The organism is Flagellimonas sp. L-11 (assembly GCF_056857735.1).
This window is the reverse complement of record NZ_JBSXNR010000080.1, coordinates 101526-124127: the sequence shown is the minus strand read 5'-3', so window position 1 is coordinate 124127 and position 22602 is coordinate 101526. Positions and strand designations below refer to the sequence as shown.

Sequence of the window (22602 nt, the reverse complement as noted above, 5' to 3'; positions counted from 1 at the left end):
ATGTTTATTTTTATTAAATAAAGTTATTAATTGTTACCTAAATTAGAATAATGATTTTGTTTGATAATATTTAATATCATTTTTGTTTCAAAATTGTTACTAAAGTTAATTTTATGTGTGGTATTGTTTGCGCATTTGATGTAAAAGAAAGTACAGAAGTACTAAGGCCCCAATTGTTGGAGATGTCGAAGAAAGTAAGGCACCGTGGGCCAGATTGGAGTGGTATTTACTCCGATGACAAAGCCATTTTGGCCCATGAAAGGTTGGCCATTGTGGATCCTGCTTCAGGAAAGCAGCCATTGTTAAGTGCGGACGGGAAATTGGTTCTGGCCGCCAATGGTGAAATATATAATCATCAAGAGTTAAGAAAACAGTTTGATGGAAAATACGATTTCCAGACAAAATCCGACTGTGAAGTTATTTTGGCACTTTATCAAGAAAAGGGCCCTGATTTTGTGGATGAAATGAACGGAATCTTCGGTTTTGCCATCTATGATTCAGAAAAAGATGAATATTTCATTGCCCGTGACCACATGGGTATCATTCCATTGTACATTGGCTGGGACAAGAACGGAACTTTTTACGTGGCTTCAGAGCTGAAGGCCTTGGAAGGGACTTGTTCAAAAATCCAACTGTTTCCTCCCGGACACTACATGCATAGCTCCGATGGGGAGTTTGTAAAATGGTACAAACGGGACTGGATGGAGTATGATGCCGTTAAGGAGAACGAAACCAGTATAGCAAAAATAAAAGAGGCTTTGGAGGCAGCGGTGCACCGTCAGTTAATGTCCGATGTGCCTTACGGTGTGCTGTTGTCCGGAGGATTGGATTCTTCCGTAACATCGGCCATTGCAAAAAAATATTCTCAAAAAAGAATAGAGTCCGGTGATACCGCCGACGCTTGGTGGCCACAGTTGCACTCTTTCTCCGTAGGATTGGAGGGTTCACCTGACTTGGCAGCCGCTCAAAAGGTGGCAGATCATATCGGAACAGTGCACCACGAAATAAAATTTACCATTCAAGAAGGGTTGGATGCGATAAAAGATGTTGTATATAATCTGGAAACTTACGATATTACAACCATAAGAGCTTCGACTCCAATGTATTTAATGGCAAGGGTGATTAAATCCATGGGGATAAAAATGGTGCTTTCGGGTGAAGGGGCAGACGAACTTTTCGGAGGATACCTGTACTTTCACAAGGCACCAAGCCCAAAGGATTTTCATGAGGAGACCGTAAGAAAACTGGATAAACTCCACATGTACGATTGCCTTAGGGCCAATAAATCGTTGGCGGCTTGGGGCATAGAAGGACGAGTGCCTTTTTTGGACAAGGAATTTATGGATGTGGCAATGAGCATTAACCCAAAAGATAAGATGATCAACGGAGAGCGCATGGAGAAATGGGTGGTGCGCAAAGCTTTTGAAGATTATTTACCCGATAGTGTGGTTTGGAGACAGAAAGAACAATTTTCAGATGGCGTGGGATACAGTTGGATAGATACTCTAAAAGCCTTGGTAGAAGAGGAGATTACCGATGAGCAGTTGGAAAATGCCCATTTCAAGTTTCCTATCCAAACACCGGCATCCAAAGAAGAATATTATTATCGTTCCATTTTTGAAAGTCATTTCCCGTCAGATGCAGCGGCATTGAGCGTTCCACAAGAACCTTCCGTGGCCTGTAGTACCAAGATTGCCTTGGAGTGGGACGAGGCGTTCAAAAACATGAACGACCCATCGGGTAGGGCTGTGGCTAAGGTCCATACCGATGCGTATGTGAAATAACCCCCCCGTTTAAACCAACCAAACGTAATGAAGCAGTAAATTTTAAATGTTTCATTTTTTAATTAGTCCGAAAAGCCCCTTATCCAAGGGGCTTTTTAGTTGGTTCGCATGGTGTGCTTGCATACTTTTGAAAATAGGCCGTTTTTCCACAGGATTTGTTGATAACTTAAGCTGTTCAACAGGCTCTTAGAGACCATTTGCATGGGGTATTGATTATATTTGTAGGATTTGAAAAATTGAGGCAAATACTTAAAAATATATGAGCGAAGAAGCTAATAAGAAACAATACTCGGCGGATAGTATCCAGGCCCTTGAGGGAATGGAGCACGTGCGTATGAGACCTTCCATGTATATTGGAGATGTAGGGGTCAGAGGTTTGCACCACTTGGTGTACGAAGTAGTGGACAACTCTATTGATGAGGCTATGGCCGGCCATTGCGACCGGATAGACGTAATCATCAATGAAGATAACTCAATTACCACACAGGATAACGGTAGGGGTATCCCTGTAGACCTCCACAAGAAAGAAGGGGTTTCTGCCTTGGAGGTGGTTATGACCAAAATTGGTGCCGGTGGTAAATTCGATAAAGATTCCTATAAAGTTTCCGGTGGGCTCCACGGTGTTGGGGTATCCGTTGTCAACGCCCTTTCAGTACATCTAAAGGCCACGGTTTATAGAGATGGAAAAATTTGGGAACAGGAATATGAAAGAGGCAAGACCCTCTATCCCGTAAAAAGTGTTGGCGAAAGTGATGAGACGGGTACCATAGTCACTTTTGTTCCGGACAATACCATTTTCACCCAGACCACAGAATATAGTTATGAAACCCTTTGCAATAGGATGCGCGAGCTTGCTTATTTGAACAAGGGGGTTACCATAACAATTACCGACAAACGAAATAAGGACGAAAAAGGGGAATACATAGCCGAGACATTCTATTCTGAAGAAGGGCTAAAGGAATTTATCAAGTTTTTGGACAGTACCCGTGAGCCGCTGATCCAGAATGTAATCTCCATGGAAGGGGAAAAGAACGGCATTCCTGTGGAAGTGGCCATGGTCTACAATACGGGCTATACCGAGAACCTTCACTCCTATGTGAATAATATTAACACCCACGAAGGGGGTACCCACTTATCTGGTTTTAGACGAGGATTAACATCCACGCTAAAGAAATATGCCGATAATTCGGGAATGCTGGACAAATTGAAATTCGAAATATCAGGAGACGATTTTCGTGAAGGATTGACCGCAATCGTTTCCGTAAAAGTTGCGGAGCCACAATTTGAAGGGCAGACCAAAACCAAATTGGGTAACCGTGAGGTGACCAGTGCGGTGAGTCAGGCCGTATCCGAAATGTTGACCATTTACTTGGAGGAGCACCCTGATGATGCCAAGCAAATTGTGGAGAAGGTAAAACTTGCAGCACAGGCTAGGCACGCTGCTGCAAAAGCCCGTGAGATGGTTCAGCGTAAGAACCCGATGAGTGTGGGGGGATTGCCCGGAAAGCTTTCCGACTGTTCCGAACAAGACCCTACGCTATGTGAGGTGTTTTTGGTTGAGGGGGACTCCGCAGGCGGAACGGCCAAACAAGGAAGAAACAGGCACTTTCAGGCCATTCTTCCATTACGTGGTAAAATCCTTAACGTGGAAAAAGCCATGCAGCACAAGGTTTTCGAAAACGAAGAAATCAAAAATATCTATACAGCTCTTGGGGTAACTATTGGAACCGAAGAGGATAGTAAGGCATTGAACCTTGAAAAGCTGCGTTACCATAAAGTAGTGATCATGTGTGATGCGGATGTTGATGGTAGCCACATTGAAACCTTGATTTTGACCTTCTTCTTCCGCTACATGCGGGAGTTGATAGAAGGCGGCCATGTTTATATCGCCACTCCACCTTTGTATTTGTTAAAAAAGGGGTCCAAAAAACGATATGCTTGGAACGATAAGGAACGTGATGCAATCAATGCGGAAATGAACGGCGGGGCAAGTATCCAGCGATACAAAGGTCTTGGGGAAATGAACGCCGAGCAGCTTTGGGATACCACCATGAATCCAGAATTCAGAAAATTACGTCAGGTGCAGATTGACAATGCTACGGAATCTGATCGAATATTTTCCATGTTAATGGGGGATGAAGTACCACCAAGACGTGAATTTATAGAGAAAAATGCCGTCTATGCGAATATAGATGCATAGATAATAGCCATTTCACAACAAAAACTCGCCCCTCAAAGGCGAGTTTTTTAGTTTTGGGTAAAATTTCAACATCATGAAAAGAATAATTTTAGTATTAGCGCTAGTTTCCGTATCCATGGGAAAAGCCCAGGACTTGAACGATATTTTTGTCGCAGGTGTGGCAGATGCCGAACGATTTGCCAATGCATATCTGTCCCCTGTGTCAGAAGCATCCATCTACAGTATTTCCAATGGATGGTACAATACCGCCGAAGCCAAGCCTTTGGGGGGATTTGAAATTTCCATAATCGGAAACATGACCGGGTTCAAGAATAAAGACGATAAAAAGGCATTCTTGTTAGACCCTGCCGATTATGAAAACTTGGACTTTGTGAATAACCCCGGTCAGGCGAGAATGGTGGCCACGGGCTTGGGAGATATTGAAGGCGTGGAGGTTTTTGTTGAAGATGAAAGCGGAGTTTTTCGCGAGGAGTTTGGGCTTCCAACAGGTCTTTCGGCTGAAAACCTCAATTTTATCCCATCAGGGTACCTTCAAGGAAGCGTTGGTTTGATTAAAGGTTTGGAAGTCAAAGCACGCTTTTTGCCCAAGATCAAGTTTGATGACGATGCAAAAATTGGCCTCTTTGGTGCAGGATTGCAATATGACTTTACCAAAATGTTACCGGCAGACAAGATGTTGCCAGTGGCCATTTCGGCGGTAATCGGCTATACCAACTTGAACGGAGAATACGATTTTACGGATTCTAATTTTATCGAAGGTGAGAACCAACGTATTGATGCATCCTTCAAAACATGGAATTTCAGCGCTGTGGTTTCCACAAAAAATATCCCCGTAATCAATTTTTATGGGGGATTGGGGTACATTACAGGTAAGTCGGACATTGATTTATTGGGTACGTACCAGGCCAACGGGCCTTTCTTTTCGGAGACAGTGGAAGATCCGTTCTCCGTTTCCAAAAATGCAAGCGGAGTTTCGGCCAACTTGGGTACAAGATTAAAGCTGGGCTTCTTTAGGCTCAACGCAGAATACAATATTTCTGAATTCAGTACTTTCACCTTTGGTGTTAATTTTGGATTCAGATAGAAAAAACCAAATCAACCAACCAATAAAGAAGGCCCCGTTTCCGGGGCCTCCTATTTTCATATATGTAGTCTTCACGTTATTCCCTGGTGGCGAAGACCGAGCCATTGTCCAAGGTCAATACTTCAGGTTCTTTGGCTTTTTCCAAGCTTACCGTAATATCGGTCACTTGGGGGTCGCCATATATAATAGAATAGGTCCCATTGTCTTCGGACCATTTAAAGTCAGTATAAAAAATCAATTCGGAATCGGAATATCTCTGGTACCGGCCCAGGTATACATCGTTAAAAATCCATTCTTCACGAACGGTGCCGGCGCTTTTGCCTTCAATACTGGATAACTCTGTTTTTGCCCAGATGCCCAAAATAGGGTCGTGGTTTTCTGGTACTCGGGTACAGTTGCTTATGGCAACTATGCCAACAATGCACAACAATGAAAAGAGCTTTTTCATGGTTCAAGTAGGTTAAATTGAAATTGGGACTATTAGAACGTAAGTTTGTAGGAAACTATTGCATAAAAAAGATAAAATATTTGCATTTCTTGTGTTCTTGGGGATTAATGAATCTTCTTCCCCCTATTTTAATCGAACATCAGATTTGTACGTTTTGAATGCTTGAACTGGCTAAAACTGGTAAAAGTCAGCATTTTTCTGAGCCAAATGCCTTATTTTTGAAGACTAAAATTTAAATCTATACAAATGAAAGTTACCGTAGTTGGAGCAGGCGCAGTTGGAGCAAGCTGTGCTGAGTACATAGCAATGAAAAATTTTGCATCAGAAGTAGTTTTATTGGATATCAAAGAAGGATATGCCGAAGGAAAGGCCATGGATTTGATGCAAACCGCCTCCCTTAACGGTTTTGATACCAAAATCACGGGAAGCACCAACGATTATGGCAAAACAGCGGATAGCGACATCGCAGTGATTACCTCGGGTATACCACGTAAGCCCGGAATGACGCGCGAAGAGCTTATCGGAATCAATGCAGGTATTGTAAAAACGGTAGCAACCAGCCTTTTGGAGCACTCTCCAAACGTAACCATTATAGTTGTGAGCAACCCAATGGACACCATGACCTATTTGGTGCACAAGGCCACTGGATTGCCAAAGAACAGGATTATTGGTATGGGCGGTGCATTGGACAGTGCCCGATTCAAATATAGATTGGCCCAAGCTTTGGAAGCACCGATATCTGATGTAGACGGTATGGTGATAGGAGGACACAGCGATACTGGAATGGTACCTTTGATCGGGCATGCTACCAGAAACAGTGTAAAAGTTTCCGAATTCCTATCGGAAGAAAAAATGGACTGGGTAGTGGAAGAAACCAAAGTAGGAGGAGCCACATTGACCAAATTATTGGGCACCAGCGCATGGTACGCCCCAGGTGCAGCGGTTTCTGGATTGGTCCAGGCCATTGCTTGCGACCAAAAGAAGATGTTCCCATGTTCCACCCTTTTGGAGGGCGAGTACGATTTGGACGATATTTGCATCGGGGTACCGGTGATCTTGGGCAAAAACGGAATCGAAAAAATCGTGGAAATTGAACTATCCGATGCCGAAAAGGCCAAAATGCAGGAAAGTGCGGCTGGCGTTAAAAAAACCAACGGACTGCTAGAGGTTTAAACGCGATCATAATAACAACCAACTAAATTGTCATTTTGGACATTGCCGTAATGAAATTGCCCATCGATTGAGGTGGTGGTTTCTGGGGTTGTCCGGAATGACAATTTCATTTTTAGGGTATAACCGTCAACTGTAATTGCAATTACATCAATTTCTATTGTCAAATCTTATCGGAAATGATATATTTGCACGCTGTTTAAGAAAACTTCTAAAAAATTAACAATCAATGCAGAATAAAGGAATTATAAGGCTTTTCGCGATCCTTTTTGGCTTGGTGAGCATCTATCAGTTATCCTATACTTTCATTACAAGTAAGTTGGAGAAGGATGCTGAAGCATACGCAGTTAGCCAAATTTCGGAAGCTGAGGAAGATTATGTTGCAAAGCGTGAAGCTTTAGAGGCATCGTATTTGGATTCCATCAGTGACAACACTGTTTTGGGCTTTACGAGTTATGAGGATGCCAAGACAAAAGAGTTGAACAAGGGATTGGACCTCAAGGGAGGTATCAATGTAACCTTGCAGATTTCCGTAAAGGATATTTTGAAAGGATTGGCCAACAATACCAAAAACCCGGTTTTCAACAAAGCATTGGCCGATGCCGATGAAGCATCGACCAATAGTGATGACACCTATTTGGAGTTGTTCTTTGATGCCTTTGACAAAATCAAAGGGGATACCAAATTGGCATCACCCGATATTTTTGCCAATAAAGGTCTTAGCGATGAAGTCAATTTTCAAATGACGGATGATGAGGTAAAGCCCATTATCAGAAGAAAGATTGATGAATCCATTGTTTCTGCATTTGAGGTACTACGTGAACGTATCGATGGATTTGGGGTAACCCAGCCCAACATTCAAAGAGAAGGAAACTCAGGAAGAATTTTGGTAGAACTTCCAGGTGCAAAGGATATTGCCCGTGCCCAAGAATTGTTGTCCAGTACAGCACAATTGGAATTCTGGGAAACCTACCCGCAGAGCAACCAAAGCATAGGAAACTTTTTGGTAAATGCCAACGAGCGTTTGAAAGATATCTTGGAGCCTGAAACTACGGAAGAAGAGGTTTCAAAACCTGAATCGGAAATTGATTCATTGCTCTCTGATGTATCCCAAGACTCCTTGGACATGACCCAAGAGGCCAATCCATTATTGGGTAAACTACTTCCTGCCAATCCAGGTAGTCATGCCATCGCACGTGCCATGGTTTCCGACACAGCCGAGCTTGGTGCGTACTTAAGGATGCCGGAAATTAAAAGATTGTTGCCCAACGACATCCAGTTCACCAGGTTTCTTTGGGAGCGTCCGGCAAAAGATTCCGAAGTAGCTGATCTGTATGCGTTGAAATCCAACAGGGAAGGTACTCCAAGAATAAGCGGAGACGTAGTTTCTGATGCACAGGATACCTTTGACCAGTTCAACAAACCTGCCGTTAGCATGACCATGAACACACGTGGCGCCAAGGAATGGGAAGAGTTGACGGGAGATGCCTATAACAATCAAACAGGTATAGCCATTGTTTTGGACAATAAAGTATACACCGCACCAGGTGTTTCCTCAGGGCCTATTTCTGGAGGACGTTCCGAAATTACGGGTACCTTTACCGTAAACGAAACCAAAGATATTGCCAACGTATTGCGCGCAGGTAAACTTCCTGCTTCGGCCGATATTATTCAATCGGAAGTTGTAGGTCCGTCCTTGGGACAAGAAGCCATTGATAGTGGTTTTATGTCCTTCATCATTGCCATGGTTTTTGTATTGGTCTGGATGATATTCTACTACGGAAGGGCTGGGGTTTTTGCCGATATTGCTTTGATATTCAATATTTTATTGATTTTTGGGGTGTTGACCAGTTTGGGGGCAGTATTGACCTTACCGGGTATTGCAGGTATTGTTTTGACCATAGGTATGTCGGTTGATGCCAACGTACTTATTTTTGAAAGGGTAAAAGAAGAATTGGCCCGCGGAAAAGGAAAGGCCCAAGCCATTGCAGATGGTTTTGGAAACGCTTTGTCCTCCATTTTGGATGCCAATATTACTACTGGATTGACCGCGATCATCCTGTTTATTTTTGGTTCAGGACCCATTAAAGGTTTTGCCACTACTTTGATGATCGGTATTGTTACTTCCTTGTTTACAGCGATATTTGTGACCAGATTGATGATCGAGGCCTATACCAACAAGAAAGGACGCAGGCTGGATTTCAGTACAGGAATCACCAAAAACCTGTTCACCAAAATAAATATTGACTTTTTGTCCAAGCGTAAGATTGCCTATGTTGTTTCCGGAATCTTACTTGCCGTGAGCACCTTTTCATTGCTTACAAATGGACTGAATCAAGGGGTTGATTTTATCGGGGGACGTTCTTATCAAATTCGTTTTGAAAAAGCGGTCAACCCATCAGAAATTGCTTCTGAACTAAATACGGTTTTCGGTAGTGGAACCAATGTGAAGACTTTTGGAGATGCCAACCAGATAAAAGTTACTACGCCCTACAAAGTAGATGAAGAAGGGGTTGAGGTGGACACCGAAATTCAAAATATGCTTTATACCACGCTGCAAAATTATTTGCCAGACGGCACTTCTTTTGAAGATTTTACAGTGGGCGCTTCCGAAAAATCAATAGGTATCCTGCAATCCGTTAAAGTAGGACCGACCATCGCGGATGATATCAAGAAAAATGCCTTTTTGGCCATTATTGGATCATTGGCGGTAGTTTTCCTTTACATTCTATTGCGATTCAGAAAATGGCAATTCTCATTGGGTGCCGTTGTTGCGGTATTCCACGATGTAATGATCGTATTGGGCATCTTCTCCCTAACTGGAAGCATTATGCCTTTCAATATGGAAATTGACCAAGCTTTTATAGCGGCCATTCTTACGGTAATCGGTTATTCCCTGAACGATACGGTGGTAGTATTCGACCGTATCCGTGAAATCACTCTTATTAAAGGGTTTAAGGGGGGTGAAAATATCAACGAAGCCTTAAACAGTACATTGAGCCGAACGTTGAATACATCCCTTACCACATTGATCGTGCTATTGGCCATCTTTACTTTTGGAGGTGAAAGCTTACGAGGATTTATGTTTGCAATGATTATAGGTGTAATTGTAGGTACGTACTCCTCTGTGTTTATTGCAACACCTGTAATGTTCGATTCATTAAAGAAGAAAATTGCTGCTGCTACAGGAGCATAGTTTTTCGTTTTTTATATTACACTTTATAACAAAGGGCCTTTTAAGGCCCTTTGTTTATTTATGATCACGCTTTGTTCGTGTATTGGGTTATGCTTTATTTTTGGATAATGTTTCCAACCATGACAATAATTGACTGAACAGGGTAAAGTTCTGAATTACCCGTAACTGTCCATTAAAACCCCATTTGTCACGCTCTTTTGGATGGTTGAGCATATAGGCCATGGTTTTGGACAAACTTTCTATATCGGTTGGGTCTGGATTAATTTGCCCTGTTTTATTGTGAACTACCTGATATTTCAGTCCGGCCGCATTGGATACCAAAACAGGTTTCCTTTTCCACATGGCTTCCGTTGCGGTAAGTCCAAACCCTTCTTGGATGGAATTTTGGACGATAAAACTAGAGGTTCGTTGAAGGGCGTTTACGATCAAGGCATTTTCTTTTGGATTGTCCAACGGAAGCAGCAAAATGGCAATGTCGTTTTGCATGTTGCTGTCCACATCCTTATAAGTTTCGGTAAGCTCTTGCAAGACTTCTTTGCCTTCGGGGTCATCGGACACAAAAGCAGGGTCGGGGCCACCCATTACCAGAAGCGTCATTTCAATCCGTTTGTATTCAAGGCTCTTTGGGTCGCCATTTTTACGGTTGTCCAGTTTCATTTTAATAAAGGCTTCCATTAACTCTTTAAAACCTTTGAGTCTATCCCATCGAGATATTTCGGTAATAATCGGGCGATAGATTAAATCCAGATTCTTATCCGCATCTAAAAAATCAAAAGAGCCATCGGGCATCACTTTTCTTACCAAATGTTTGTAACGGTGATAAAGAATCGCCTTGTGGTCATCCAAAATTCCGGATTGATACAAAATGCCGATACATTTGTGTAACTGAAGCTCCCGATTCTTATGGCTCAATGGGTCGATCGCTGGAGGAATAATGGATGTTCTTTTTTGTAACGACTTAGGCGCATATGACGGTAAACTGAACACGAAATGGTCATAATCGTTGGTGTAGGGCTCTAAAAATTTCCATACCGCATCCGTTACCTCAGTATCTTCTTCCAAACCAATATGGCACCGCCAAATAATGGAAACGTTCTTTTTCTTTTTTATCATGGCGGCCAATGGCATAGGTTGTGGGTCGTGTACCACGACAATATCGCCATCCTTGATCAGTTCCAACGCTTTGGAAAGATTGTTTTGATTGACTTCTTCATAAATTTTTCGGTCTTCCTCAGTGAAAATCCCGTTGCCACTGCCATGAATAGCATTGTGGATACGTTTGGTCAAATCGAAAAATGCATCTTTTTCGGCTTCGATGACCAGCCACTCGATAGATACACCAAGTTCGCGGAGTATCCGCATTTGACTAGGTAGCATTTCGGCCACACCACCACCGATGGCAGTGGAATTTATCATCCAAATGGTTCGTCCCCTAAGGGATTCAATAGGCTCCTTGGCCTGTTCCATAAAATCCAGCACAGAAGAATAAAGGGATCCGTACGCCTTATAATCTGCAAGTTTGGCACCTGGCTTAACATTGATTTTTTGCATGTGAGGGAATAGTTAACGTTTGAATTCCCAATAAGATAGCAAAAAAACGGTTGAGTTGACTAAGTTGTTGTTTATAAGTAAATTAAGGTTGTCCCGTTGTGTATTTTGTTGGCTTCATAATACACAACAGCTTAAGATGGTGTTTTGATGCCTGTTGAGCCTTTTTCCGAAGGAAGGAGCTCAAAAATATATTCTGGATGTAATTGAGGTTCTTTTCTGTGTGAAACAAAAACGATGGCCGTGTCGCTTTCTTTGGCAATTTTATTCACTAGGGCAACAAAAAGATTGGCGCTGGCATCGTCCAGGCCCGCCGTAGGCTCATCCAGAATAAGAAGCGGAGGGTGCTTTACCATGGCTCTTGCGACCATTACCAACCGCTTTTCCCCAGTGGTCAAATCTCGGAAGTGGTCTTCTTTTCTGCCCTTTAGGTTTAAAAGGTTTAACCATTGGTTGGCCAAATGTTTTTCGCTATCCGTAGGTTGCACGTAGAGCCCAATGGAATCGTGAAGGCCGGATATGATCATATTTTCCAGACTGTGATAGCCTCCAAACGTATTGGTGATGGCAGGGGTGTAATAGCCGATTTTTTGTTTAAGGTCCCAAACACTTTCGCCACTCCCTTTTTTTTGCCCGAAAATCGTCAAATCTTGGCCGTAGCCCTTATGGCTGTCACCTGTAATCATGGATAGAAGGGTGGATTTTCCGCTGCCATTAGGGCCGATCAATTGCCAAAACTCGCCTTTTTGGATAGTCCAATCGATTTGGTCCAGTACTTGGCGCCCATCAAAACTAACGGATACTTTTTTAAAACTGACCAATTCCGTGCCCTCGACTTTAACCGGGGACAAGGGTGATGGAATTGCACCGCTAAAGCTGATGGGTTCGTTTTTGTTTTCGTTCCAAAAAGCTTCGGGCGAATCGTATTGATGAAGATTACCTCCATCAAGCTTAAAAAAGTTGGAAGTGTTGGGCAATATATCATCCAATCGACTCACCAATTGAACCAGGATTTTGTTGGAAGCAATATCCAAAAGCTGTTTTTTCAACTTGGTCTGTGAGGTCATATCCAAATTATCAAAAGGATTCACCAAAACCATAAAATCAGGATCTTGTTGCAGTAAATGGTTGAGCAAGGCCTTTTTTTGTTCGCCGCTGCTCATGGTTTTTAATGCTTGGTCACTTTTCTGGGTCAAAATTTTGATATCATGGCGTTCTTCTTCATCCATGTAGCGATTGATTTCTGACCGTGAAAAAAGCAGCCCGTTCAATGGTTGTAGTTCCTTTAAACCATCAATAGGTTGGTTGCGGAGCAGGTTATGCACCAATTGCTGTGTATTGGAATTGTTTTGTGTTAGGACGGCGTAGCTTTTGGGTAGCTTCATGTGGTAAAATGGTATTGTCCCAAAAATACGATTATCCTCGATTCACCCTAAAAATATGGACTGGATTATCCTTGTAGGTCCTGGTTTTGTCCAAGCACATGCCATTTTTCTTGGCAACTTTTTGGGATGGTACATTATCCACATGAACAATGGAGATCAAAGAGTCCGAAAAGTTATTGTCAAAGGCATATTTCTTACATTTTTGGGCAGCTTCTATAGCGTAGCCCTGCAACCAATGCTTTGGTAGTATGGAATAACCGATTTCCAATTCTTGTACATTATCCACGGTTTGTACAAGCAGGCCACAGATTCCTACCAATTCTCCCGATTCTTTTGAAATTAGGGCATTCATCCCGCCCAAATCGTTCTCATAACGTTCAAAAACCCGATTGAACTGTTCTCGACAAGCTTTAACGGGGTCTGTGGGGAGCCCTTCCCAAAATTGCGTAGATTTTGGATTGTGATAAAAGGGCAGCCAATCATCAAAATCCGATGCTTTCAATTTTCGAAAGATCAATCGCTCCGAAGCTTGGTTTTCTAGTAAATATTTGGGCATTTAATTACGTGAAAAGCTAATACTGTCACCCACTTGCAACCCTAGTTGATCTGAAAGCCCCGCATTTATTTCCAGTACATATTTTGCAGGTGCATTGGAGGGCAGGGTGTTTTCATCAAACGGTCTTGCATTTTTTTGAAAGCTGACTATTTTTTGGGCCTGACTAATGTAGATGATATCCAAAGGGATTTCCGTGTTCTTCATATAAAAGTATTGCAAGGATTCGGTAGGCTGTATAAACAGCATTCCTTGCTTCTTTTCCATGGATTTTCTATACATGAGCCCTGTTTTGGTCTCATAATCCGTTTCTGCAATCTCTATATCAAAACTTGCCTTTATGGAATCAGTTTCCGCAGCTATCACGGCGAGATCCCCTTCCTTGGTAAAGGATATGGATTCTGTTTTAAGTGCTTGTTTGGATTCCGTTTTGCACGATGCCAGAACAAGGACTAAAACAAAAAAGACTATTTTTTCAAATTTGTATATCATATTAAAGTTCTACAGGAGGCGGTTTAAGCATAAAATAGATGCCAATAAATATCATTGGAATACTGAGCCATTGTCCTGTGGAGAGCATTCCCAAAGTATCTTCAAAGCCACCTTGACTTTTCTTGTAGAACTCCACAAAGAATCGAACTACAAACAATAGCACCATGAACAAACCAAAGAGAAAGCCCGGTTTATTCTTCCAATCTGTTTTCCAATATAAAAGGTATAGGGCCATAAATACAAATATGTAGCAAACCGCTTCGTACAATTGGGCAGGATGGCGATAGGGAATGGATTGTAAAATCTCCGAAAATTCAGGGTTATGTTGAATGGCTTTGTAAGCGGCATTCGGAGTTTGTTCCTTGGTGAGTGCCATAGCTTGATATGCCGGCATATCATCCGAATCCCTTATAAACCTTGTGGCCAAAAAATAAGATTTGTCCACTACTTTTCCGTTGATTTCGGAGTTGAAGAAATTACCGAACCTTACAAATGCTGCTCCGATGGCAGATGGAACCACCAATCTGTCCAATAACCAAAGCATTTTAATGTCCTTCCATTTACGGGTATACAACCAAATGCCAATAATGGCAGCGATAGTAGCCCCATGACTGGCCAATCCGGTAAAGCCGGTAAACTCATAACCATTGATGATGCCGAAGAGCGAACTGTCTGCACTTTCGCGTATGGGCAAAAGGATTTCGGCCAAATGGTCCTTGTAATAGTCCCAGTCATAAAAAAAGACATGCCCCAAACGTGCACCGAGCATAATGGATACCACGGTGTAGATAAAAAGGGAATCCAGTTTTTCCATGGATTTCTTTTCGTTCAGGAAGATTTTCTTCATAATGAACCAGCCGAGAACAAAGGCTGCAATCCACAAAAGATTGTAATATTTTATTTGTAAAAAGCCCAGTTTAAAAAGGGTTCCTTCGGGGTTCCAGTCAAATCCTAGAAAGTACATTTAGATAAATTTTGGGACTAATATAACTACTTTGAATGGTTAGGCGGTTGGTTTGTAGGATTTTTGGTCACTATTAACTTTTCTAAACCTCCTTTTTGCTCCATACATACTTTATGGGATTTGTCGTACTTTGTTTGAAGGCTAAGTTTTTTTACTGCCAATTACCGTTTTTGGGTTTAGGTTGCTGGGTTATTTTGTTATTGAGTTATTGGAATTTGTTTTTTGGAATTCGGGACTTGATGCCCGATGCCCGATGCCCGAAGTCTGCACTTGAACTTGAAGCTTGAACTTCATCAAGGTACGGGGTCATAACCGCTTCCGCCCCAAGGGTTACAACTCGCTATCCGTTTGATGGAAAGCCAACCACCTTTGAACAGTCCATGCTTTTTTAAAGCTTCCAAGGTGTATTGAGAGCATGTGGGGGAATAGCGACATGTAGAAGGGAACATAGGGGAAATAAAAAGTTGGTAAAACCGTACCAACAGAACAAATGGCGCTATCAAAATTTTCTTCATGCTATCTATTGGTAAAAGATGGTTACAAGGTAGCAAAAAGCCCCGATAAAGTCGGGGCCTGATTTAAACTTCTTCGGCGGGTTGCACGGGTTCCAAATGTTCCCGCTCCTCATCCGTGTACAATCGTGACTTGATGACAAAACGGAGTCCCAGTGGAATTTCCAGACTGAAACTGGCACCACGTCCCGTAGTCACATCGACCGTGAGTTGTGTGTGTTTCCAGTATTCGAACTGGTCCTTGCTCATAAAAAAGTCGCTTCCGTGAATGGTGCCCAATTTTACATCGTTGTTGTCGAGCATTAACTCGCCCTTAGGGAAGCACATGGGGGAGGAGCCATCACAACAGCCTCCACTTTGGTGAAACATCAATTCACCATGGCGTTCCCTCAATTGATCAATGATTTTTATGGCATTGTCCGATACCAACACGCGTTTTATCAATTGCTCCATCCTAGAAAAAGCCCAATTTGTTCTTATCGTAAGAAATCAACATATTCTTGGTCTGGGTGTAATGGCTGAGCATCATTTTATGATTTTCTCTTCCGATACCTGACTTCTTGTATCCTCCAAACGGTGCATGTGCCGGGTAGTTGTGGTAACAGTTTACCCAAACGCGACCGGCCTGAATTTGTCTGGATATTTTATAGGCTTGGTGCATATCCCTTGTCCAGACTCCTGCGCCCAATCCATAAAGGGTGTCGTTGGCGATTTCCAGTGCTTCAGCTTCATCTTTAAAGGTTGTTACGCAGACCACGGGACCAAAAATCTCTTCTTGGAATACGCGCATTTTGTTGTTTCCTTTTAAGATGGTGGGCTGTATGTAATATCCGCCCTCAAGTCCTTCGTTGTAGGCGGCTTCTCCACCAGCTAGCACTTCGCATCCTTCTTCTTTGCCGATTTGGATGTAGTTCAGGATTTTTTCAAACTGATCGTTGGATGCCTGGGCACCCATCATGGTGTTAGGGTCTAGGGGATGCCCCAGTTTGATAGCTTTGGTGCGTTCTACAACACGTTCAATGAATTTGTCATAAATACTTTCCTGTACCAAAATCCTGGATGGGCAGGTACATACCTCACCTTGATTTAAGGCGAACATTACGGCACCTTCCAAACATTTGTCGAAGAATTCGTCATCGGCATCCATAATGCTTTCAAAGAAAACATTTGGGGACTTACCGCCCAATTCCAAAGTAACGGGAATGATGTTTTTAGAGGCATATTGCATAATCAATTGCCCTGTGGTGGTTTCTCCCGTAAAGGCGATTTTTTTAATACGTGGACTGGAAGCCAATGGTTTTCCTGCTTCCAAGCCAAATCCGTTTACGATGTTGAGTACACCCGCGGGTAGAATGTCCTCTATAAGCTCCATCAAAATAAGGATTCCAACAGGTGTTTGCTCTGCAGGTTTTAATACCACACAGTTCCCCGCAGCCAATGCTGGTGCCAATTTCCAAGCTGCCATCAAAATAGGGAAGTTCCATGGAATAATCTGGCCCACAACGCCCAAAGGTTCCATAATATTCATGGATACGGTATTGGAATCCAACTCGCTTACCGAACCTTCCTCGGCTCTGATCACTCCAGCGAAATACCTAAAATGATCTACGGCCAATGGCATATCTGCAGCACGGGTTTCGCGTAAGGCTTTACCATTGTCCCAGGTTTCGGCACGGGCCAGGGCTTCCAGGTTGTTTTCCATTACATCGGCGATCTTTAATAATAGATTGCTCCGGTAGGTAGCCGAGGAGTTGTTCCACTCCGGGGCGGCTGCCCAAGCGGCATCAATGGCCTTGTCCACATCTTCGGCAGTGGATCGGGCAATTTTGGTAAATGCATTTCCGTCTACTGGCGAAATATTGTCAAAATACTCTCCTTTGGTCGGCGGGGTCCATTTTCCACCGATGTAGTTTTCATACTGATCTTTGAACTTAGGTTTTTCCAAAACACTTTGTTCCGTAGTTTGAACATTGCTCATAATACTGTTTATTAAAGTTAAATTTTATGTATCTGCCTACTTTGTGCAAGTGACTGATTATAAAAGTATTGATTTTACATCCTGTACATCTGACGTATACTATTAATGACATGACCAATCCTCTTTGTTTTTATGGTTTTAACAAAAAATGGAGTCATATTTTTTATATTTAGTAAGTATTGAGGTTTTAATTTGATAAGTAGGTATTTAAATATGCAGTTGCCAGATAAATTTTTTAAGGAAAGAAAACTTGAAAATTTGGTCGAGAACCAAACTTCATATACATTGAACAATGCCTCCATGCATGTTTTTGAAACCCACTTACAAGCAGAAAAGGTGCTCCTTCAATTTAATAAACCTGTACTTGCATCTATGTTGATAGGGAAAAAAATAATGCACCTTCGGGATAAAAAATCTTTTGACTTTCTTCCAGGTGAATCCTTGATACTTCCTTCCAACGAAGTCATGTGTATTGATTTTCCTGAGGCGAACGAAGAGAATCCGACACGTTGTTTGGCCATGGCGATTTCAGATGAAAAAATCAATAAGGTTATCAACTTGATGAACGAATCCATGCCTAAGCACGATGGGTCTGAATGGGCTTTGATGGATTACAATTATCATTTTACCAACGATGCCAGCATTTATGGAATCATTCAGCGGTTATTGTACTTGTTTACGGAAAACCATCCGTCCAAGGACTTTTTTGTGGACAATATGCTGCAAGAATTGATTATTCGAATTTTACAGGGCAATACACGAGAAAAATATACCCAAAACGCTTCAAAATTAAGTTCCAGTAATAGGTTGGCCTATGTGATTGAATATATTTCCCAACACCTACACGAAACACTATCCGTTGGCGAGCTTAGCAAAAAGGCTTGCATGAGCGAATCCCATTTCCATAAAACTTTTAAAGAAGAATTGGGGATAACACCCATTGACTATATCAATAGCGAGCGAATAAAAATGGCCATTGACCTTTTAAAAAATCCCGATAGGAAAATAAAGGAGATTTATTTGGAATGCGGTTTTGAGAACCGTTCTTATTTTAACCGCTTGTTCAAGCGAAAAATCCATGTTTCACCAGGTGAATACCAATCAAAATTTGTGAAACACTAGTTTACGCTAAAGGTTGTACCGTCCTTGCCGTCTTTTAATTGGATGCCCAAAGCATTGAGTTCGTCCCTGATTTTATCGGATGTTGCAAAATCCTTTTTGGCGCGGGCATCATTTCTCATCTCGATCAATAGTTCCATAACTCCTTTTAAAGCATTGGAATCGTCTTTTGCCAAGGCTTGACCTTCTACGCCTAAAACGTCGTAAACAAAGGCTTTTAATGTATTGGCCAATAATTCTTTGTCGTCGGCTGTAATACTTTCTTTGTTCTCTTTTATGAGGTTGATGTGCTTCACGGCCTCGAACAACTGTGCAATCAAAATCGGTGTATTGAAGTCATCGTTCATGGCATCGTAGCATTTCTGCCTCCAAGCGGCCACATCAAAATCCGACGTATCACCTGTTTTTAATGTATCGATGCTATCTAGGGCATCCATTAAACGGTTGTATCCTTTTTCGGATGCTTGCAAGGCTTCATCACTCAGGTCCAAAATACTGGTGTAATGGGCTTGCATCATAAAAAAGCGAACCACGGCCGGGGTGTAGGGTTTGCTCAAAATATTGTTGTCCCCGCTAAAGATTTCCGAAGGATAAATGTTGTTGTCCGTGGACTTGGACATTTTTCTACCGTTAAGCGTCAACATATTGGCATGCATCCAATAGTTGACAGGGGATTTTCCCGTACTGGCCTCGGCTTGTGCTATTTCACACTCGTGGTGGGGGAATTTAAGATCCATTCCGCCACCGTGGATATCAAAGGTTTCGCCCAGATATTTGGTGCTCATGGCCGTACACTCCAAATGCCATCCAGGGAAACCATCTCCCCAAGGCGATGGCCAGCGCATAATATGTTGCGGCTCTGCCTTTTTCCAAAGGGCAAAATCCTGTGGGTTTCTTTTCTCATCCTGTGCGGTAAGTTCGCGAGTGTTGGTGATCATATCCTCCAACCTTCTACCGCTTAACTTGCCGTAATCGTGATCTTGGTTGAATTTGACCACATCAAAATAAACGGAACCGTTTACCTCATAAGCGAATCCTTTTTCAAGGATTTCCTTGATGATTTCTATCTGCTCAATAATGTGACCTGTAGCCGTAGGCTCAATGCTTGGCGGCAATAAATTGAACTGTTGTAGGGTGTTATGGAAATCCACGGTGTAGCGTTGAACCACTTCCATAGGTTCAATTTGCTCCAACTTGGCCTTTTTTGCAATTTTATCTTCACCTTCGTCTGCATCATTTTCCAAGTGCCCTGCATCGGTAATGTTACGGACGTAGCGCACTTTGTACCCCAAGTGCTTGAAGTAGCGAAAAATCATGTCGAAAGACATAAAAGTGCGGCAGTTGCCTAAATGCACATTGCTATAAACGGTGGGACCGCAAACGTACATGCCCACATGGCCTTCGTTTATAGGTTTGAATACATCTTTTTTCCCAGTAAGTGAATTATGGATTCGTAAGGATTGGTCTTTGTACAATTGCATTTAAACGGTTGGTGTTTAAAATTCGGTATCGAGATTGATGTAGTCCAAAAATTCCCTTCTTGTGGCCTCATCTTTAAACTTCCCACCATATTCAGCGGTTACGGTACTACTATCAATATCCCGTATGCCCCTGGAATTTACACAAAGGTGTTTGGCATCGATAACACAGGCAACATCATCCGTTCCCAACACATTTTGAAGCTCTTTTACAATCTGGATGTTCATCCGTTCCTGAACTTGCGGACGCTTTGCAAAGTAATCCACGATACGGTTCATTTTGGAAAGACCAACGACCGTTCCATTGGAAATATAGGCAATGTGCGCGCGCCCAACAATGGGCAATAAGTGGTGTTCGCAGGTAGAGTAAACCACAATGTTTTTTTCCACCAACATTTCGCCGTACTTGTACTTGTTGTCAAAAGTGGATGATTTTGGTTTTCTATCGGGATGTAATCCGCCAAAAATTTCTTGTACGTACATTTTGGCCACCCGTTTAGGTGTGCCTTTTAAACTGTCGTCATCCAAATCGAGACCCAGGGTAAGCATAATTTCCCTTACGCTTTTTTGTATTCTTTCGATTTTTTCTTCATCGCTCAATACAAAAGCATCGTCTCTTAAAGGTGTGTCCGATGAGGAACCTACGTGGTCGTTTCCTCTTTCTTCATATTGTTCTTCCAATGCCTGCTCTAGTTTCATAGCTATTGCTTAAGGAGAGCAAAGATATACATTAATGAGGGATTTAACATCTGCTTGTCGAGGTTTGACAACATAAATTATTGTTAAGGCAAGTACCACGGTACTTTTATAATATCCAAACCTACAGTCTTTTATGATTAAACCTTTTGCCAAGACCTTACTGTTGCTGCTATTTTGGCAAACTGCGCAAGCGCAGGTGGCCCAAGATTGTATTAATGCCGTTCCTATATGCAGCAATACGCCTATAAATGGTGGAACAAATGGTTTTGGGATTGATGATTTTAATGGTGCGGCTTCCAGTGGATGCCTAGAGCAGACCACTACGGGTGTAATTGAATCCAATTCAGCTTGGTACCGTTTTCGAACCGCTGAATCTGGTCAGTTGGGCTTTAATATTGGTCATAATAGTAACGAAGATTGGGATTTTGCCCTGTATCGTGCGAGCGATTGTAGTGATTTAGGGGAGCCTATCCGTTGTAATTTTTTTGATAATAGTGAAAACACCAGCTTCATCGGTGTAGGGGAAGACCCTACGGGCGATGAGGATTCGGTGCATTACGAGGATTGGCTTCAAGTGGAAGCGGGCGAGGAGTACTACCTCTTTATCAATAATTTTAGCAATATAAATTCGGGCTTTTCCATCCAGTTTACGGGAAATATTTGGGCAAACTACCCCAATAGTGCCTTGGATTGTTCCATTGTAAGCAATTTGTTGGGACCGCCCATTGCTGCTTGCGAGGGCGATAGTGTGGTTTTGGATGCCTCTACCTCTGGGGCCATGAATTACGAATGGTATATGGACTCGGGAAGTGGTTATCAATTAATCGCGGGAGCCAATGGTGCAACCCATACTGTTCAAAATTCTGGTCAGTACCGTGTTGTGGTAGATACATCCGCAGAAAGCATTGTGAGCGATGTGCAGGTTGGTTTTAATGATGTTCCGATTACAGGAACAGTTTTGGACGAAACTTTTTGTTACGAAGCGGATATGACCTTTGATTTGAACAGTAAAAATTATGAGGCATTGGGCGATATGGATCAAGATGATTTTGTGGTCAGCTACCATAACTCACAGACCGATGCCGAAGCAGGGATAAATCCTTTGGAAAAACACTATATATTGACAGGTGTTTCTGATACGATTTACGTTCGAACCACCTCCTTGGCAAACCCTGATTGTTATGATGCATCCCAAAGCTTTGCTTTGAATGCTATAGAGGCACCTGTGTTGAGCTTTGATGAGAAAGTGGTCATTTGCGAGGCCGTTGGAAGTTTGGAAATCGGGGAAACGCAACCGAATGCCAATTATAGTTATCAATGGGGCACGGGTGAGCAAACACCATCCATTATGGTTTCGGAAGCTGGGGAATATAAGGTAACGGTCACCAATCAATCCAATGGAATTGTTTGTGAAGCGAGTAGGACGGTGTCCGTAGAAATTTCAACCATGCCACAGATTTCAAGTATTGATATTGACGATATGAGCGCTAACAATACAGTAACCATCAATACGGAAAACAATGGTGCGTATGAGTTCAGTATAGATGGGGGCGAATACCAGAGCAGCAATGTGTTTGAAGGTGTTCCACCGGGCGTGCATGCCGTGAGAATGCGCGACCCTTATGGTTGCGGGGAGGTCGAAGAAGATATTGTAGTGGTTGGATATTTGGCGATTTTCTCTCCCAATGGCGATGTGTTGAACGAAACTTGGCAGATAGAGGGGCTTTCTACCTTAAACTCGCCGATTGTTACGATTTATGACCGTTATGGTAAGCTCATCAAACAGATGAACGAGTTCGATACGGGCTGGGATGGAAGTTTTCAAGGCAAGCCATTGCCATCCACAGATTATTGGTTCAAACTATCCTATGTTGATGATGATGGCAACCGAACTTATGCCAAGTATTTACAAAGCCATTTTTCCCTTCGCCGATAACAAGCAGCCCGTTTTTTCATCAGTATCAAATTTTATTGCATAAATACATACTAAAA

18 protein-coding genes are annotated in these 22602 nt (G+C 42.4%); 7 read left to right on the top strand and 11 right to left on the bottom strand.

Annotated elements, in window-relative coordinates:
- Positions 1-113 precede the first annotated feature (113 nt).
- From asnB to AC13CC_RS16755, 3 genes are all read left to right on the top strand, one after another.
- Positions 114-1784 (top strand): asparagine synthase B, encoded by a 1671-nt coding sequence (gene asnB / locus AC13CC_RS16765; RefSeq protein ID WP_326278069.1) that lies wholly within the window; start codon positions 114-116, stop codon positions 1782-1784.
- Positions 1785-2043: 259 nt separating this feature from the next.
- Positions 2044-3984: a DNA topoisomerase (ATP-hydrolyzing) subunit B gene (gyrB, locus tag AC13CC_RS16760; RefSeq protein WP_482877097.1), complete on the top strand. Its 1941-nt coding sequence runs from the start codon at positions 2044-2046 to the stop codon at positions 3982-3984.
- A 73-nt stretch (positions 3985-4057) separates the two neighbouring features.
- Positions 4058-5068 carry a DUF6588 family protein gene (locus AC13CC_RS16755; RefSeq protein WP_482877096.1) on the top strand — a complete coding sequence of 337 codons (1011 nt, stop codon included), beginning with the start codon at positions 4058-4060 and terminating at the stop codon, positions 5066-5068.
- Between the two features lie 76 nt (positions 5069-5144).
- Here the strand turns inward: AC13CC_RS16755 and AC13CC_RS16750 are convergent, their stop codons facing one another.
- Positions 5145-5516 (bottom strand): hypothetical protein, encoded by a 372-nt coding sequence (locus AC13CC_RS16750; protein WP_326278066.1) that lies wholly within the window; start codon positions 5514-5516, stop codon positions 5145-5147.
- A gap of 246 nt (positions 5517-5762) precedes the next feature.
- Between AC13CC_RS16750 and AC13CC_RS16745 the strand changes: the two genes are divergently transcribed.
- Both AC13CC_RS16745 and secDF read left to right on the top strand, forming a co-directional pair.
- Positions 5763-6689 (top strand): malate dehydrogenase, encoded by a 927-nt coding sequence (locus AC13CC_RS16745; RefSeq protein ID WP_293168991.1) that lies wholly within the window; start codon positions 5763-5765, stop codon positions 6687-6689.
- A 226-nt stretch (positions 6690-6915) separates the two neighbouring features.
- Complete coding sequence (secDF, locus tag AC13CC_RS16740) at positions 6916-9882, top strand: protein translocase subunit SecDF (RefSeq protein WP_482877095.1); 2967 nt, start codon at positions 6916-6918, stop codon at positions 9880-9882.
- Positions 9883-9969: 87 nt separating this feature from the next.
- Here the strand turns inward: secDF and AC13CC_RS16735 are convergent, their stop codons facing one another.
- The 8 genes from AC13CC_RS16735 to exaC all read right to left on the bottom strand — a co-directional run bounded on the left by AC13CC_RS16735 (position 9970) and on the right by exaC (position 17314).
- Positions 9970-11433, bottom strand: a complete 1464-nt coding sequence (locus AC13CC_RS16735) for a glycosyltransferase (RefSeq protein ID WP_326278063.1) — start codon at positions 11431-11433, stop codon at positions 9970-9972.
- A gap of 131 nt (positions 11434-11564) precedes the next feature.
- The gene (locus AC13CC_RS16730; protein WP_482877094.1) at positions 11565-12815 is read right to left on the bottom strand and encodes an ATP-binding cassette domain-containing protein; all 1251 of its coding nucleotides are present in this window, start codon (positions 12813-12815) and stop codon (positions 11565-11567) included.
- Positions 12816-12846: 31 nt separating this feature from the next.
- A complete protein-coding gene (locus AC13CC_RS16725) occupies positions 12847-13371 on the bottom strand; it encodes a GNAT family N-acetyltransferase (protein WP_482877093.1) in 525 nt (174 codons plus the stop codon).
- A complete protein-coding gene (locus AC13CC_RS16720) occupies positions 13372-13860 on the bottom strand; it encodes a DUF192 domain-containing protein (protein WP_326278060.1) in 489 nt (162 codons plus the stop codon).
- A 1-nt stretch (position 13861) separates the two neighbouring features.
- On the bottom strand, positions 13862-14824 hold the full coding sequence (gene lgt, locus AC13CC_RS16715; protein ID WP_482877091.1) for a prolipoprotein diacylglyceryl transferase: 963 nt from the start codon (positions 14822-14824) through the stop codon (positions 13862-13864).
- Between the two features lie 293 nt (positions 14825-15117).
- Positions 15118-15339, bottom strand: coding sequence for a membrane protein insertion efficiency factor YidD (gene yidD / locus AC13CC_RS16710; RefSeq protein ID WP_163625995.1), 222 nt, complete (start codon positions 15337-15339; stop codon positions 15118-15120).
- A gap of 63 nt (positions 15340-15402) precedes the next feature.
- Complete coding sequence (locus AC13CC_RS16705) at positions 15403-15789, bottom strand: DUF779 domain-containing protein (protein ID WP_163625994.1); 387 nt, start codon at positions 15787-15789, stop codon at positions 15403-15405.
- Position 15790: 1 nt separating this feature from the next.
- Positions 15791-17314, bottom strand: a complete 1524-nt coding sequence (gene exaC / locus AC13CC_RS16700; RefSeq protein ID WP_482877090.1) for an acetaldehyde dehydrogenase ExaC — start codon at positions 17312-17314, stop codon at positions 15791-15793.
- A 213-nt stretch (positions 17315-17527) separates the two neighbouring features.
- On the opposite strand from exaC, the gene AC13CC_RS16695 reads away from it, so the two are divergent.
- Entirely contained in the window at positions 17528-18436 is a 909-nt protein-coding gene (locus tag AC13CC_RS16695) for an AraC family transcriptional regulator (RefSeq protein ID WP_163625992.1), read from the top strand.
- Here AC13CC_RS16695 and cysS read toward each other — a convergent pair.
- Entirely contained in the window at positions 18433-19914 is a 1482-nt protein-coding gene (cysS, locus tag AC13CC_RS16690) for a cysteine--tRNA ligase (RefSeq protein WP_163625991.1), read from the bottom strand. The two genes, AC13CC_RS16695 and cysS, sit on opposite strands and share 4 nt — an antisense overlap.
- Positions 19915-19929: 15 nt before the next feature.
- The gene (gene folE / locus AC13CC_RS16685; RefSeq protein ID WP_482877089.1) at positions 19930-20610 is read right to left on the bottom strand and encodes a GTP cyclohydrolase I FolE; all 681 of its coding nucleotides are present in this window, start codon (positions 20608-20610) and stop codon (positions 19930-19932) included.
- A gap of 133 nt (positions 20611-20743) precedes the next feature.
- Here folE and AC13CC_RS16680 point away from each other — a divergent pair, with 133 nt between their 5' ends.
- A complete protein-coding gene (locus tag AC13CC_RS16680) occupies positions 20744-22546 on the top strand; it encodes a T9SS type B sorting domain-containing protein (RefSeq protein ID WP_482877088.1) in 1803 nt (600 codons plus the stop codon).
- Positions 22547-22602: the final 56 nt, after the last annotated feature.

Coding starts and splice junctions, on each gene's coding strand:
- yidD (WP_163625995.1), bottom strand. CDS start 15,339: ATGAAGAAAATTTTGATAGCGCCATTTGTTCTGTTGGTACGGTTTTAC.
- exaC (WP_482877090.1), bottom strand. CDS start 17,314: ATGAGCAATGTTCAAACTACGGAACAAAGTGTTTTGGAAAAACCTAAG.
- folE (WP_482877089.1), bottom strand. CDS start 20,610: ATGAAACTAGAGCAGGCATTGGAAGAACAATATGAAGAAAGAGGAAAC.
- AC13CC_RS16705 (WP_163625994.1), bottom strand. CDS start 15,789: ATGGAGCAATTGATAAAACGCGTGTTGGTATCGGACAATGCCATAAAA.
- cysS (WP_163625991.1), bottom strand. CDS start 19,914: ATGCAATTGTACAAAGACCAATCCTTACGAATCCATAATTCACTTACT.
- AC13CC_RS16680 (WP_482877088.1), top strand. CDS start 20,744: ATGATTAAACCTTTTGCCAAGACCTTACTGTTGCTGCTATTTTGGCAA.
- AC13CC_RS16730 (WP_482877094.1), bottom strand. CDS start 12,815: ATGAAGCTACCCAAAAGCTACGCCGTCCTAACACAAAACAATTCCAAT.
- AC13CC_RS16735 (WP_326278063.1), bottom strand. CDS start 11,433: ATGCAAAAAATCAATGTTAAGCCAGGTGCCAAACTTGCAGATTATAAG.
- asnB (WP_326278069.1), top strand. CDS start 114: ATGTGTGGTATTGTTTGCGCATTTGATGTAAAAGAAAGTACAGAAGTA.
- AC13CC_RS16755 (WP_482877096.1), top strand. CDS start 4,058: ATGAAAAGAATAATTTTAGTATTAGCGCTAGTTTCCGTATCCATGGGA.
- gyrB (WP_482877097.1), top strand. CDS start 2,044: ATGAGCGAAGAAGCTAATAAGAAACAATACTCGGCGGATAGTATCCAG.
- secDF (WP_482877095.1), top strand. CDS start 6,916: ATGCAGAATAAAGGAATTATAAGGCTTTTCGCGATCCTTTTTGGCTTG.
- AC13CC_RS16745 (WP_293168991.1), top strand. CDS start 5,763: ATGAAAGTTACCGTAGTTGGAGCAGGCGCAGTTGGAGCAAGCTGTGCT.
- AC13CC_RS16750 (WP_326278066.1), bottom strand. CDS start 5,516: ATGAAAAAGCTCTTTTCATTGTTGTGCATTGTTGGCATAGTTGCCATA.
- lgt (WP_482877091.1), bottom strand. CDS start 14,824: ATGTACTTTCTAGGATTTGACTGGAACCCCGAAGGAACCCTTTTTAAA.
- AC13CC_RS16695 (WP_163625992.1), top strand. CDS start 17,528: ATGCAGTTGCCAGATAAATTTTTTAAGGAAAGAAAACTTGAAAATTTG.
- AC13CC_RS16720 (WP_326278060.1), bottom strand. CDS start 13,860: ATGATATACAAATTTGAAAAAATAGTCTTTTTTGTTTTAGTCCTTGTT.
- AC13CC_RS16725 (WP_482877093.1), bottom strand. CDS start 13,371: ATGCCCAAATATTTACTAGAAAACCAAGCTTCGGAGCGATTGATCTTT.